Origin of the sequence: Actinomadura flavalba DSM 45200, from assembly GCF_000374305.1 — a bacterium.
Taxonomy (GTDB): Bacteria; Actinomycetota; Actinomycetes; order Streptosporangiales; family Streptosporangiaceae; genus Spirillospora; species Spirillospora flavalba.
In genome coordinates, this window is sequence record NZ_KB894097.1 from 205,026 (window position 1) to 218,453 (window position 13,428).

General features: G+C 75.5%; 8 protein-coding genes. 4 read left to right on the plus strand and 4 right to left on the minus strand.

Features of this window, described 5'->3' with window-relative positions; all coding sequences use genetic code 11:
• Window positions 1–14: 14 nt before the first annotated feature.
• The gene (locus C229_RS0119690) at window positions 15–1,325 is read left to right on the plus strand and encodes a D-arabinono-1,4-lactone oxidase (protein WP_018656822.1); all 1,311 of its coding nucleotides are present in this window, start codon (window positions 15–17) and stop codon (window positions 1,323–1,325) included.
• 57 nt (window positions 1,326–1,382) lie between these two features.
• Here C229_RS0119690 and C229_RS0119695 read toward each other — a convergent pair whose 3' ends face one another.
• Window positions 1,383–2,309, minus strand: coding sequence for a hypothetical protein (locus tag C229_RS0119695; RefSeq protein WP_018656823.1), 927 nt, complete (start codon window positions 2,307–2,309; stop codon window positions 1,383–1,385).
• Between the two features lie 386 nt (window positions 2,310–2,695).
• Here C229_RS0119695 and sepH point away from each other — a divergent pair, with 386 nt between their 5' ends.
• The gene (gene sepH, locus C229_RS35820) at window positions 2,696–4,846 is read left to right on the plus strand and encodes a septation protein SepH (protein WP_018656824.1); all 2,151 of its coding nucleotides are present in this window, start codon (window positions 2,696–2,698) and stop codon (window positions 4,844–4,846) included.
• A gap of 623 nt (window positions 4,847–5,469) precedes the next feature.
• Here the strand turns inward: sepH and C229_RS0119705 are convergent.
• Complete coding sequence (locus C229_RS0119705; protein WP_018656825.1) at window positions 5,470–6,945, minus strand: PH domain-containing protein; 1,476 nt, start codon at window positions 6,943–6,945, stop codon at window positions 5,470–5,472.
• Entirely contained in the window at window positions 6,942–7,499 is a 558-nt protein-coding gene (locus C229_RS0119710) for a PH domain-containing protein (RefSeq protein WP_018656826.1), read from the minus strand. Before C229_RS0119710 ends, C229_RS0119705 begins: the two co-directional genes overlap by 4 nt.
• 285 nt (window positions 7,500–7,784) lie before the next feature.
• Between C229_RS0119710 and C229_RS31190 the strand changes: the two genes are divergently transcribed.
• A complete protein-coding gene (locus C229_RS31190; RefSeq protein WP_018656827.1) occupies window positions 7,785–8,774 on the plus strand; it encodes an ATP-binding cassette domain-containing protein in 990 nt (329 codons plus the stop codon).
• Window positions 8,771–9,613, plus strand: coding sequence for an ABC transporter permease (locus C229_RS0119720; RefSeq protein ID WP_018656828.1), 843 nt, complete (start codon window positions 8,771–8,773; stop codon window positions 9,611–9,613). The genes C229_RS31190 and C229_RS0119720 overlap by 4 nt, the downstream gene beginning before the upstream one ends.
• A 334-nt stretch (window positions 9,614–9,947) precedes the next feature.
• Here the strand turns inward: C229_RS0119720 and C229_RS35020 are convergent, their stop codons facing one another.
• Window positions 9,948–13,088: an ATP-binding protein gene (locus tag C229_RS35020; protein WP_018656829.1), complete on the minus strand. Its 3,141-nt coding sequence runs from the start codon at window positions 13,086–13,088 to the stop codon at window positions 9,948–9,950.
• Window positions 13,089–13,428 lie beyond the last annotated feature (340 nt).

The window sequence follows — 13,428 nt, forward strand, 5'->3', positions numbered from 1 at the left end:
AGTAGCATCGCCGCATGTCCCCCGTGAACTCGCAGAAGTGGCGGAACTGGGCGGGTAACCAGACCGCCACCCCGCAGCGCGTCGTGTCCCCGGCCAGCACCGACGAGGTCGCGGCGGCCGTCACCGCCGCCGCCGACGCGGGGCAGACCGTCCGGATGACCGGCTCGGGCCACTCCTTCACCGGCGCCGCCGTCGCCGAGGGCGTCCTGCTGCGCCCGGACGCGCTCACCGGCGTCCGCTCGGTGGACACCGCGACCGGGCTCGTCACCGTCGAGGCCGGACTGCACCTGCACCGGCTCAACCGCCTGCTCGACGACCACGGCCTCGCGCTGGCCAACATGGGCGACATCCAGGAGCAGACCGTCGCCGGAGCCCTCCAGACCGCCACCCACGGCACCGGCCGCGACGCCGCCGGGCTCGCCTCCCAGGTGCACGCGCTCGAACTCGTCCTCGCCGACGGCGGCGTCGTCACCTGCTCGCGCGACGAGCGCCCCGACCTCTTCGCCGCCGCCACCGCCGGGCTCGGCGTGCTCGGCGTCGTCACCGCGATCACCTGGAAGACCGTCCCGGCGTTCCTGCTGCGCGCCCAGGAGGCGCCGATGCGGTGGGACGAGGTGCTCGGCCGCGTCGACGAGTTCGACGAGGCCAACGAGCACTTCGAGTTCTACTGGTTCCCGCACACCGAGGGCTGCCTCACCAAGCGCAACAACCGCGTCGAGGGACCGGCCGCGCCGCTGTCGGCGTTCCGGCACTGGATGGACGACCGGTTCCTGTCCAACACCGTCTTCGGCGCGATCAACCGGCTCACCCACGCCGTCCCCGCCACCACGCCGACGATCAACAAGGTGTCGGCGCGGGTGCTCGGCGCCCGCACCTACACCGACACCTCGTGGAAGGTGTTCACCAGCCCCCGGACCGTCCGCTTCAAGGAGCAGGAGTACGCGATCCCGCGCGAGGACCTGGTCCCCGCGCTGCGCGAGCTGCGCGCCCTGTTCGCCCGCCGCGACTGGCGGATCAGCTTCCCGATCGAGGTCCGGATGCTGCCCGCCGAGGACGCCTGGCTGTCCATGGCGCACGGCCGCCGCTCGGCCTTCATCGCCGTGCACGTCTTCAACAAGGACCCCCACGAGGACTACTTCCGCGCCGTCGAGGACCTGCTCACCGGCATGGGCGGGCGCCCGCACTGGGGCAAGCTCCACACCCGCGACGCGTCCTACCTGGAGACCGTCTACCCGCGCTTCAAGGACGTCCGGGCCCTGCGCGACGAGCTGGACCCCGGCCGCCGCTTCGCCAACCCCTACACGCGCAAGGTCTTCGGCGACTGACCGCCGCACGGCGACGGCCCCCGCGAACCTTCGCGGGGGCCGTCTCGGCGTCCGGGGTCACTCCTCGGGAGCGGCCGGGCGGTCCTGCGAACCGGTCGGGCCCGTGGTGGGAGCCTCCTGCGTGGGGGTGGGCCGCGGGGTGGTCGGCGCCGTGGTGGGCGGCGCCTGGGTGGACGGGGTGGTGGACGGCGTCCGCGTCGCCGGAGCCGACGTCTCCGGCCCCGGGGTCTCCTGCGTGCCCGTCGGGCTCTGCGTCGGAGCGGGGCCGTCGTCGCGCGTGACGCTCGGGGTCGGGGTGGTGGGAGCGCGGTCGGTGTCGCCGCCGAAGACGCGGACGACCGTCGGGCCCTTCTCGCCGCCCTCGCCGATCCCGCCCGCGACCAGTTCCCAGACCGTGATCGTGCCGAGGACCAGGACGAACACCGTCGCCGCCGACGCCGCCAGGCGCAGCCAGTGGCGGCGCGCCCACGCCACCGTGTTCGCCCAGGCCGCCTTGCGGGCCGCCTCCCGCTGCGACTCCTCGCCCGCCTCGGCCGCCAGGTGGTCCGCGACGGTCTCGGCGGCCGGACGGTCGACGCGCGTGGCGTTCGGGTCGCCGCCGAGGGCGTGCAGGTCGACGCGGGTCGCGTTCGGGTCGCCGCCGGACGCGTCCAGCCGCGTCGCGTTCGGATCGCCGCCGCCGACGTGCGCGGCGCCCGCCCGGCGGGTCGGGTCGGCGGACGTCGCCTCGGCCATCGCGTCCACGGCGTCCCGGCGGGCCTCCGCCGACGCGCCCAGGTGGCCGCGCTCCTTGATCTGCTGCTTGCCCTGGTCGAGGTAGTACTTGCCGACGACGGCCCCGGCGGTGGAGACCACGCTCATGAAGGCCGTGCCGATGACCGTGCCGTACACGCCGATGTACGACGCCCCGACCGCGGCGGCCAGTGTGGCCGCTCCGCTCGCGACCAGTTGGGTGTTGCTCCAGTCCGGCAACTTGCGCGGCATGCCGATGAGACTCCTTCCTCGCGGGCGGACGTGCTCCACCACGACATCTCGAACTAACGGGGTGAAGAAGGTGTTCCGGTACCCCGACGTGAGCTTCACAACCCGAAACCACTGGAGTCACGGGAGCGCTTCAGGCACAGTGTGGAAAAGGGAACGGTAAGAATCGGCAGGCGGCCCACGGGCGGCCGACGGCGCGGGCAAGCTTGGTCAGGTGCCCTCTTCTGCCTCGTGAAGAGGGCTGCGAGAGCGGCGATGTTCGGACATGCCGGGTACGGTGCTGGCAGCAGGTGTGTCCGAAAGAGAGACTCGGGAATCCGGGGGAAGGGCACGCATGCGCCCCTCGGTGGCACCCTCCGTGCCGTCAGGACAGGGCAGGAAGGACACGCATGCAGGAGCTCCGCCTCGTCGCGGTCAGCGAGGACGGTACGTACCTCGTCCTGGCCACCGCGGGCCGAGGCACCCGGTTCACCCTGCCCGTCGACGACCGGCTGCGCGCGGCGGTCCGTGGGCACTTCTCCCGCCTCGGCCAGTTCGAGATCGAAGTGGAGAACCCCTTGCGCCCCAAGGAGATCCAGGCTCGTATCCGGTCCGGCGAGACCGCGGAGGAGATCGCCGAGTCGGCCGGTATCCCGGTCGAACGCATTCGCTGGTTCGAAGGTCCCGTCCTTCAGGAACGCGAGTACATGGCCCAGCAGGCGCAGCGTGTCGCGGTGCGCCGGCCCGGCGAGTCCGCGCCCGGCCCGGCCCTCGGTGAGACCGTCGAGGAGCGCTTGGCGCGCGGCGGCGTCGACCTCGAAGAGGCCGAGTGGGACGCGTGGAAGTGCGAGGACAGCACCTGGCGCATCCGGCTCTCGTTCTTCGAGGGCGGCCGTCCGCACGCCGCCGAGTGGGTGTTCGACCCGCGCCGCCGGCACGTGTCCCCGCTGGACGAGGTCGCCGCGCGGCTCACGTCCGTCGAGTGGGACGACGACGCCGTCTCGCCCACCGTCACCCCGCTGGTGCCGCGGCGGCCCGCCATGAAGGTCGTCAGCGACCCGCCGCCCGCGCGCGGCCTGCCCGAGGCCGAGACGCCCCGTCCCGAGCCCGCGCGCGCCGAGTCGCCGCGCGCCGCCGACCTGCGCCGCGAGTACATCGTCGAGCGCGGCCGCATGGTCGACGCCCGCCCCGCGTTCCGCGAGGTCCCGCCGCCCGCCGTCCCGCCGCGCCCGGCGCCCGCGCCGCGCCCCGAGCCCGCCGAGCCGACGGTCGTCCGCGCCGAGGTCGAGGACGTCCCGTCCCGCACCGACCCGCGCGCGGACACCCGCGAGCCCCGCCCCGACCCCCTCCGGCCCCGCCCGGAGCCCCGCGACGCCCGCCCCGACGAGCCCCGCCGCGAGACCCGCCCGGAACCGCGCGAGACCCGCCCGGAGCCCCGCGAGGCCCGCGCCGAGACCCGCGAAGTCCGGACCGAGCCGCGCGAAGTCCGCGCCGAAGCCCGCGACGACCGTCCCGCACCACGCGACGACCGCTCCGACACCCGCGAGGCCCGTTCAGAGCCCCGCGAGGTTCGCGCCGAGACCCGCGAGAACCGTCCCGAGCCCCGCGAAGACCGGCCCGACACCCGCGAGGCCCGTCCGGAAACCCGCGAGGTCCGCGCCGAGCCGCGCGAGGTTCGCGCCGAGACCCGTGACGACCGGCCCGCCCCGCGCGACGACCGCTCCGACACCCGCGAGGCCCGTTCAGAGCCCCGCGAGGTCCGCGCCGAGACCCGCGAGGACCGGTCCGAGACCCGTGAGGCTCGTCCCGCGCCGCGCGACGACCGGTCCGACACCCGCGAGGCCCGTTCGGAGCCCCGCGAGGCCCGCGCTGAGACCCGCGACGACCGGCCCGAGACCCGTGAGCTTCGTGCCGAGACCCGCGAGGACCGTCCCGCGCCGCCCGAAGCCCGGGAGGTTCGGGCCGAGCCGCGTGAGACCCGGCCGGAGGGCCGGGAGGAGGCGCGCGAGGTCCGTGCCGAGCCGCGCCAGGAGCGTTCCGACGCCCCGGAGGCCCGCGTCGAGACGCGTCCGGCGAAGGACGAGGACGCGCGGCCGGAGCCGAGGGCCGAGTCCCGCGTCGAGGACGAGCCGCGCGAGGCGGCCCGCGAGAAGCCCGCCGCCGAGCCCGTCGCGGAGAAGGAGCCGGAGGTCGCCACCGAGGAGACCGCTCCGGAGCCGGAGCCCGCCACGGCCGAGGACGACGGCCCGGCGCCCGCCGAGGACGAGGCCGAGCGCCCCGCCCCGGAGCCGCAGCCCGTCGCGGAGAAGGAGCCGGAGCCCGACGACGCGGCCCGGCCCGCCCCTCCGCAGCGTCCGCAGCACCAGCGCCCGGCGCAGAAGAAGAAGGCGCCGACGCGCCCGTCGATGCCCGCAGCGGCGGCCGACAAGCCGTCGACGCCCGCGTCCGACACCCCGGCCGCCCAGCGCGCCGCCCGCGGCGGCCGCCGCAAGCCCAAGGCCAAGCGCGCGTCCGTCCCCTCCTGGGACGAGATCATGTTCGGCGCCCGCCGCCCCGAGTGACCACCACCAGCGCCCCGCCCCACCTCAAGGTGCGGCGGGGCGCCCTCACGTCCACCCTCGCAGCCACGACCGTTCACGACACCGCCCGGTGCGCGGCGCCCACCGCCCCGAGTGACCACCACCGACGCCGCGCCCCACTTCACATGCGGCGGGACGCCCTCGCGTCCGCCCTCCCTGCCATGACCACGTGCACGACACCGCCCGATGTGCTGCTTCCGCCGCCCTGAGTGACCACCACCGGCACCCCGCCCCACCTCACCGTGCTGCGGGGCGCCCTCGCGTCCACTCTCCCTGCCATGACCGCTCGCAACACCGCCCGGTGTGCGGCGCCCGCCGCCCCGAGTGACCACCACCAGCGCCCCGCCACACCTCACAAGTGCGGCGGGGCGCCCTCGCGTCCACCCTCGCAGCCACGACCGCTCGCAACACCCCCGTACGTAGCTCTCGCCGCCCCGAGTGACCGCCAGCCCCGCCCCGCCTCACGGGGCGGGTCGGGGCGGGGCGTCCTGGCGTTCGCGACGCCGCCCGGTGTGCGGTTCACGCCGTGCATCCGTCCGGCGGGGGCGGGCCGACCGGGCGCAGCGGCCGCTTCGGCGCCGCTAGAGCGTGCGAACGTTTGGCCGTTACTCGGTGTCCACCGCGTGGGACGGGCTCGCCGTCGGGGTGGGGGTCTCCAGGAACGGTGTGACCCAGGCGGGCGTGATGGACGCGGCGAAGGTGACCGCGTCGGCGGTGGCGAGGTCGGTGGCCGGGTAGCCGCCGTCGCCCGCGCCGACGCCCGCGTCGAGGGTGGCCAGGTCGAGGCGGCGCTGGAAGAGGGTCTGCCGGAGGCGCCAGCCGACGATGGCCGAGTGGTCGATGACGACCTGGCGGCGGCGCAGCGACCCCGCGCGCAGGGTGAAGCGCTCAGCGTCGGCGGCGTGGCCGAGCTGCCGGTAGCGGTCCAGGCCGAGCGGGACCGCGCACACCGCAAGCACCGCGCACAGCGCCACCACCCAGGCGTGCCCGGCGGTCGCCGCGAACACCCCGACGACGACCGGCCCGGCCGTCGCCCGCACCAGCCGCCGTCCCCGCGCGGCGGGCGGATGCCGCAGCAGCGGGCCCGGCAGCGGCCCCAGCACCTCGGCCGCCAGCCGCGCCGCGACCGGCCGGGGCGCGGCGGGCAGCAGCCGCCCCCGGTGGACGGCGTCACCGAGGCCCGTGACGAGCGCGCCGAGCCGCACCACCCGGGCCGCCCGCTCGAACGGGTTGTCGGTCAGCTCGACGCCCCGGATGCGGCGGCGCTCCAGCGACACGCTGCGCCGCGTGACGATCCCGCGTTCGGCGACGATCGACCCGTCCCGCGCGGTGACCGTGAACTCCCAGTTGAACAGCGCGAACACCACGACCGACATGACGGGCATCGCGACGAGCAGCAGCACGCCCAGCACCGCCGCCACCACCGGCGGCAGTCCGACGACGTCGTGCCCGAGCCGGGTGAGCCGGTCGCGGGTGATCAGGCCCAGGTCGTCGCCGAGGTTGTAGAGGGTGCCGAGGAGGCTGCCCGCGAGCGCGAACGGCGTCAGCAGGTAGGCGCCGCTCAGCGGCGCGTACAGGAACCAGCGGCGGCGCATCCGCGCCAGCGTCCGGCTCGGCGGCCCGGCGTCCCGCTCCCCCGCCCCGTCCGCAGGCGCGGTCCGGGCGAGGAGGAGGCCGCGCAGCCGGTCGGCCTCGGTCCGCGACACCGCGTTCAGCGTGCCCTCGCCGCCGTCGGCGCCCGCGTCGATGTGCAGGATCGCGACGCCCAGCAGCCGGTGCGCGAGCGTGGCGCTGACGTCCACGCCGCGGATGCGCTCCCGGGGGATGCTCTTGACGGACCGTCCGATCAGGGCGCGGCGCAGCTCGATCCGGTCGTCGAACAGCGTGTAGGTGAACGTCGCCCACGACGCGACGTGGATCAGCAGGCCGATCGCGAGCGCGGCCAGCGCGAAGTAGAACGCCATCGACGCGCCGCCGACGAGCAGCACCGTCGCGCCCGCCGCCAGCAGCGCGAGCAGCTCCCGCACGGCCCCCACCACGAACGTCAGCGGATGCAGCCGCTGGGGCGCCGCGACGCTCACGTGGCGTCGTCGCGCAGGTCGTGGGCGCGGCGCGCGAGCACCTCGGCGAGCCCGGTCGCGACGTCCACCGGGAGCCCCGCCACCTCCGACGACCCGGTGTGCGACGCGGTGTTGATCTCGATGGTGGCCAGGCCGAGGAGCCGTTCGATCCAGCCCTGCTCGGTGTCGACGGTCTGGATGCGGCCCACCGGCACCAGCAGCCATTCGCGGTTGAACCAGCCGGTGCGGGTGTAGACGACGTCGGAGCTGACCTCCCACCGGTGCACCCGGTACCGCCAGACGGGCGCGACCGCGACCATGAACACCCCGGCGACCCCGATGACGACGGGCAGCCACGCGATCCGCTCGACGAGCCATTCCGGGCGTCCGGACCAGTCGGAGGTGCGGACCCAGGCGGCCACGCCCCAGGCGAGGCCGGAGCCGATCCCCCACAGGAGCAGCGCCTCGATCGCCCAGTGGGCGACCGCGCGCGGGGAGACCCGGTGCGCGGGCGCCCGGAGCCTCGGCGGGGACGGGCCGTCCGCCGCCTCATCGGTGCCGCGCACCTTCGTCACGTGACGAGTCTAAAACGCCCCGAGGTCACATCTCTCCCTTCCACCCCCTGTGGATCTTCCGTTTCAGGGGAGATACTGGACAGGTGGGCGGACGTTCCGGTCGCGGACACGTTCTGTCATACCCGGGTGCGAGGGTGACAGAGGACGCCGGCGACATCTCAGCGTCCTGTCAGCGGCGGGCAGAAAACTGGATGCGGGTCGTGCGCTTCGGCGCCTAAGTTGGCTTGCCGCGGCGGCGAGTAACGAACGTGTGGCCCAGCAGAGACCATCCGTAAGGAGTTCCACATGTCCCACGCCATCCGGGCCGAAGGTCTGGAGAAGCGTTTCGGCGAGACCCACGCGCTGCGCGGTGTCTCCCTGACGGCAGACGCCGGCACCGTCCTCGGCGTGCTCGGCCCCAACGGGGCCGGCAAGACGACGATGACGCGCATCCTGGCGACGCTCAGCCAGGCCACCGCGGGCCACGCCGAGGTCGGCGGTTTCGACGTGCGCACCGAGGCGCACCGCGTCCGGCAGCTCATCGGCCTCACCGGCCAGTACGCCGGCGTCGACGAGATGCTGACCGGCACCGAGAACCTGGTGCTGATCGCGCGTCTGCTGGGCCTCTCGCGGAACGAGTCCAAGGCCCGCGCCGCCGAGCTGCTCCAGCGCTTCGCCCTGACCGACGCGGCCGAACGCGCCGCCAAGACCTACTCGGGCGGCATGCGCCGCCGGCTCGACCTGGCCGCGAGCCTCGTCGGCCGGCCGCAGATCCTCTTCCTGGACGAGCCCACCACCGGTCTCGACCCGCGCAGCCGGGGCGACCTGTGGGAGATCGTACGCGGCCTCACCGCCGACGGCGTCACCGTGCTGCTCACCACGCAGTACCTGGAGGAGGCCGACCAGCTCGCCGACGACATCGTCGTCATCGACCGGGGCGAGATCATCGCGCACGGCACGTCCGACATGCTGAAGGCGCAGGTCGGCGGGCAGACGCTGGAGGTCCGGCCGATCCAGGCGGGCGACGGCGAGGCCGTCGCCGCGATCGTCGGCGATCTGGCCGACGCGCCGCCGGAGGTCCGCGAGGGCCTGGTGTCGGTGCCCATCGCCGACCCGGCGATGATGCCCGCCGTCGTGCGCCGCCTCGACGACGCCGGCATCGCCGTCGGCGAACTGGCGCTGCGCAAGTCCAGCCTCGACGAGGTGTTCTTCGCCCTGACCGGCCACCACTCCGACGACATCGACGCCGAGGCGAACGAGCTGGCCGCCGGAGCCACGAAGGAGACGTCCGCATGACCACCGCACTCGCGCCCGAGCGGGCGGGGACGATCGAGAAGAGCGTCTCGCCGCCGCAGGCGATCCGCCAGACCTTCACGATGACCTGGCGGAACCTCGTCCAGATCAAGCACAACCCGATGGAACTGATCGACCTCAGCATCACGCCGATCATGTTCGTGCTGCTGTTCTCGTACGTGTTCGGCCCGGCGATGGCGGGCAGCGTCAGCGCCTACATGCCGATCCTCATTCCCGGCATCATCGTGCAGAACGCGCTGTTCGCGTCGATGACCACCGGCATCGGGCTCAACACCGACGTCAGCAAGGGCGTCTTCGACCGTTTCCGCAGCCTGCCGATCGCGCGCAGCGCCCCGCTGATGGGCCGCATCATCGCCGACACCGGCAAGCAGGCGTGGTCGATGTTCATCGTGCTCGTCATCGGCCTGCTCATCGGGTTCCGCATCGAGACCACCTGGCTCGCGCTGATCCCGGCGTTCTTCCTGCTGCTGGCGTTCGCGCTGCTGTTCTCGTGGGTGTCGGTGTTCGTCGGGCTGTCGGTCCGCGATCCGGAGAAGGTGCAGATCTTCGGGTTCGTGATCATTTTCCCGATCTCGTTCCTGTCCAACGCCTTCATCCCGGTCTCGGACGCCTACCCGGGCTGGATTCGCACGGTCATGGAGGCCAACCCCGTCTCCCACCTGGCGGACGCCCTGCGCGGCCTGCTGGTCGGCCACGACGTGGTCAACCCGGCCGTGGGCCAGCCGGTCCTGGTCCCGGCGCTGTGGGCGCTGGCGTGGGGCGCGGTCTTCGCGGCCATCTTCGTCCCGCTGTCGATGGCCCGCTTCCGCAAGCACTCCTGACACCGTCAGCCGCGCCGCACCCCCGCGCGGCGGGGGCCGCCCTCCAAGGACGGCCCCGCCGCGCGGGCGCGCCCGGCCGCGCGCCTCCGCCCGCCACGACATCTCCGCACGCCCGCGCCCGCAGATCGGGTCATCCGAGCCGCGACGCCCGCGGCGGGCAGAGCCACCGGGAACCAGCGGGGGACGTCTCCGGGCGCCCGCAGACCGGTCGTCCGGCGAGCCCGACGCCTGGGTGAGCTCAGGGCGGCGCGCCCGCACGACGTCTTCGTGCGGCCGTTGGATCGGTCGGCCGGCGGGCTGCGGCGGGTGCGGTGGGCCGAGTTGTCGGGTGGGGTCAGGGTGGGGGGTCGGTGATGAGGGACGTGATCTCGTCGCGTGTTCGGGCTCGGCCGCGGGCGCGGGCGGCGGCGTGGTCGGTGGGAGAGAGGGCCGCCGCCACGGACTCCTCGGTCGCGGTGACGTCGGGCTGGGACAGGTCGTGGCCGCCGCGCAGCGCCTCGGCGGTTCCGAGGAGTTCGGCCGCGCGCACGGGGTCGCCCAGGTGCAGGTCGAGGGCGGCCTGACTCGCCAGGATGTAGGCGACGCCCTGCTGCTCACCGACCGGGAACGTCAGCCGCAGCGCCTCGGCTAGGCGGCGGCGGGCGGCGGGCACGTCGCCGCAGGCCAGGTCGACGTGGGCGCGGGCGCACAGCGTATTCCACTGCCCGCGCGGCGCCGGCACGCCCGGCGGCAGCGTCAGCGCCAGGTCGAGCAGCCGCCGCGCGTCGTCGATCCGCCCGGCCCGCAGCGCGAATTCGCCCAGCCGGTAGTGCATCGTGCTGACCGCCTCCGGCTGGAGGCGGCCGTCGGCCGTGGCCAGCGCGTCCTCCAGCAGCGCCACGGCCTCGTCCACGCGGCCCGCCAGATGCAGTTCGTTCGCCAGCAGCGTCAGCGGCATCGACCGCATGTCGGCGCTGCCGCCGACCAGGTCGAACACCGTCAGCGCCTCCTCCAGGAGCGCGACGGCGGCGGAGTGCTGCCCCTCCCGGCCGAGCAGTTCGCCGCGCGCCGCCAGCGCCAGGCACAGCCCGACCCGGTCGCCCGACTCGCGGAACGCCTTCTCCGCGTGCGCGAAGTCGTCCGCGAGCCCCGCCGTCAGGCCGAAGTTCAGCACGACCACGCCGTGCAGGAAGTGCGCGAAACCGCGCGTCCAGGCGTCTTCGTCGGCGAACAGCGGGACCAGCGCCTCGACGGTGGCGCGCTCGTGCGGCCCGACGCCCGCGAGCCCGAGCGCCTCGGCGTTCCAGTTGCCGAACATCACCGTGAACGCGGTCGCGGCCAGCCGCAGCTTGGGATGGCGCGGCGGACGGCCCAGCCCGGCCGCGATCTCGATGCCGCGCGCCAGCCACGTCCGTCCGGCGTCGCCCTCGCCCGGCAGGTCCATCAGGTTGAGCGCCCCGAAGACGTAGGCGAGCGCGGTGGTCTCGTCGCGGGGCGCGTCCGGCAGCGCGAGCGTCTGCCGCAGGTGCTCCACGCCCTCGTCGTACCGCCCGGTCATCAGCCAGTACCAGCCGAGGTCGGCGCACATCCGCAGGGCCGTGCGCGTGTCGCGCGCCTCCACGGCGTACCGGGCCGCCGCCGCGAGGTTGTCGTCGTCGGCGGTGAGCCGGGCGATCCAGGTGAGCTGACCGTCGGTGGTGAGGTGCGGTTCGGCGGCGGACGCCAGCGCCGCGAACGCCCGCGCGTGGGCGCGGCGGGCGCGGTCCTCGCCGCCGGACGCGGCCAGCCGCTCCAGCCCGTACACCCGGATCGTCTCCAGCATCCCGTAGCGCCCGGAACCGTCCACCGTGACGAGCGACTTCTCCACCAGCGCGAACAGCGTGGCCGCGACGTCGGCGCGGGCCAGGCCGTCCCCGGCGCAGACCTCCTCGGCGTCGGTGAGCGTGGCGCCGCCGTGGAACACCGCGAGCCGCTGCCACAGCAGCCGTTCGCGCTCGTCCAGCAGGTCCCAGCTCCACTCCACGACGGCGCGCAGCGTGCGGTGCCGGGGCAGCGCCGTGCGGCTGCCGCCGGTGAGCAGCGCGAACCGGTCGTCCAGCCGTTCGGCGAGCAGCCGGGGCGGCAGCGTCCGCAGCCGTGCCGCCGCCAGTTCGATCGCCAGCGGCATCCCGTCGAGGGCGCGGCAGACGCGGGCGACGTCGGCGGCGTTCTCCGGCGTGACCGCGAAGCCGGGGACGGCCGCCGCCGCGCGGTCGGCGAACAGCGCGACGGCGTTCTCCGGCGCCAGCGGCGGCACCGGCCAGACCGCCTCGCCTGTGATGCCCAGCGCTTCGCGGCTCGTCGTCAGCACCCGCACGCCGGGGCATTCGGCGAGCACCCGGTCGGCCAGCCGCGCGGCGGCGTCGAGCACGTGCTCGCAGTTGTCCAGGACGAGCAGCATCCGGCGCCCCCGCAGCCCCGCGCAGAGCCGGTCGAGCGGGTCGGCGGGCCCGGCCCGCTGCCCCGGCAGCACGATGCGTTCGCGCAGGCCCAGTGCGTTCAGCGCCGCCGCCGCCACCTCGGCCGCGTCCGTCACCGGCGCCAGCTCCACCACGCCGGTGTCGCCACCGGCGAGGGCCGCCGCCGCCAGCGACAGCCGCGTCTTGCCCGCGCCGCCCGGACCGGTCAGCGACACGAGCCGGTACGTCTCCAGCAGTTCGGCGATCCGGGCGAGGTCGGCGTCGCGGCCGACGAAGCTGGTCAGCGCCGACGACGGCGCCTCCCGCCGCGGCGGGCGCAGCGCCGGGTCCTGCCGGAGCACGGCGAGCCGCACCGCCTCCAGCTCCGGCGAGGGATCGACGCCCAGCTCGTCCGCGAGCAGCGCCCGGATCGCGTCGTACTCCGCGAGCGCCGCCACCTGGTCGCCCGCCGCGTACCGGGCGCGGACGAGCAGTGCCCGCAGCGGCTCGCGCAGCGGGTCGGCGGCGACGAGCGCCTCCAGCTCAGGGATCAGCGCCGCGTGCTCACCGACCGCCAGGGCGGCGTCGGCGCGCTCCTCGGTCGCGGCGCGGCGCAGCGTCTCCAGCGGCACGGCGCGCGCGTCGGCGGCGGGCGTCCCGAGCGCGTCCGCGAGCGCCGGGCCGCGCCACAGTTTGAGCGCGGCGGCCAGGACGTCCCGGCGGGCGGCGGCGTCCGGCAGCGCGCGGGCGCGGGCGACCTCGGCGCGGAAGACGCGGGCGTCCACGGCGTCGGCCGGGACGGCGAGCCGGTACGCGCCGGGCCGGGAGTCCACGGCGTCGCGGCCGAGCGCCGCGCGCAGCCGCGACACGAGCGACTGGAGCGCGTTCGGAGCGGGCGGGTCGTCGCCCCACAGGGCGTCGACGAGGTCGGCGGCGGGCACGAACCGTCCCGCGTCGAGGGCGAGCAGCGTGAGCAGGGCGCGCAGCCGCGCCCCGGCGACCGCGACGGCGCGGCCGTCGGCGGTGACCTCGACCGGTCCGAGGATCGCGACGCGCATCGTTCGATTCTCCCCCAAGTCCCCGGGCGACGCCGACGCCCCGCCGGTCGGATGACCGGCGGGGCGTCGGGACACGCGCTGAGGACCCGCTGAGGCCGAACGCGCGGCGCCCGGCCCGGCGGCCCGGCGAACGGGTCGCCGCACGGGCCCGGACGTCGTCCGGGCCGGGCCCGGCGATGGGAACGCGACGTCGTCGCGCGGCCGGGGGCGGCCAGGCACGGCCAGGCACGGGCGGGCGCAGCCAGGCGCGGCCGGGTGCGGGCGGGCGCGGCCGGGCACGTCCGGGAACGGGTGGGCCCGGGTGCGGCCGGGTGCGGCCGGGTGCGGCCGGGTGCGGCCG

Bases quoted from the DNA above. Each gene is read 5' to 3' on its own strand.
- sepH (WP_018656824.1), top strand. From the start codon at position 2,696: ATGCAGGAGCTCCGCCTCGTCGCGGTCAGCGAGGACGGTACGTACCTC.
- C229_RS31190 (WP_018656827.1), top strand. From the start codon at position 7,785: ATGTCCCACGCCATCCGGGCCGAAGGTCTGGAGAAGCGTTTCGGCGAG.
- C229_RS0119720 (WP_018656828.1), top strand. From the start codon at position 8,771: ATGACCACCGCACTCGCGCCCGAGCGGGCGGGGACGATCGAGAAGAGC.
- C229_RS0119695 (WP_018656823.1), bottom strand. From the start codon at position 2,309: ATGCCGCGCAAGTTGCCGGACTGGAGCAACACCCAACTGGTCGCGAGC.
- C229_RS35020 (WP_018656829.1), bottom strand. From the start codon at position 13,088: ATGCGCGTCGCGATCCTCGGACCGGTCGAGGTCACCGCCGACGGCCGC.
- C229_RS0119690 (WP_018656822.1), top strand. From the start codon at position 15: ATGTCCCCCGTGAACTCGCAGAAGTGGCGGAACTGGGCGGGTAACCAG.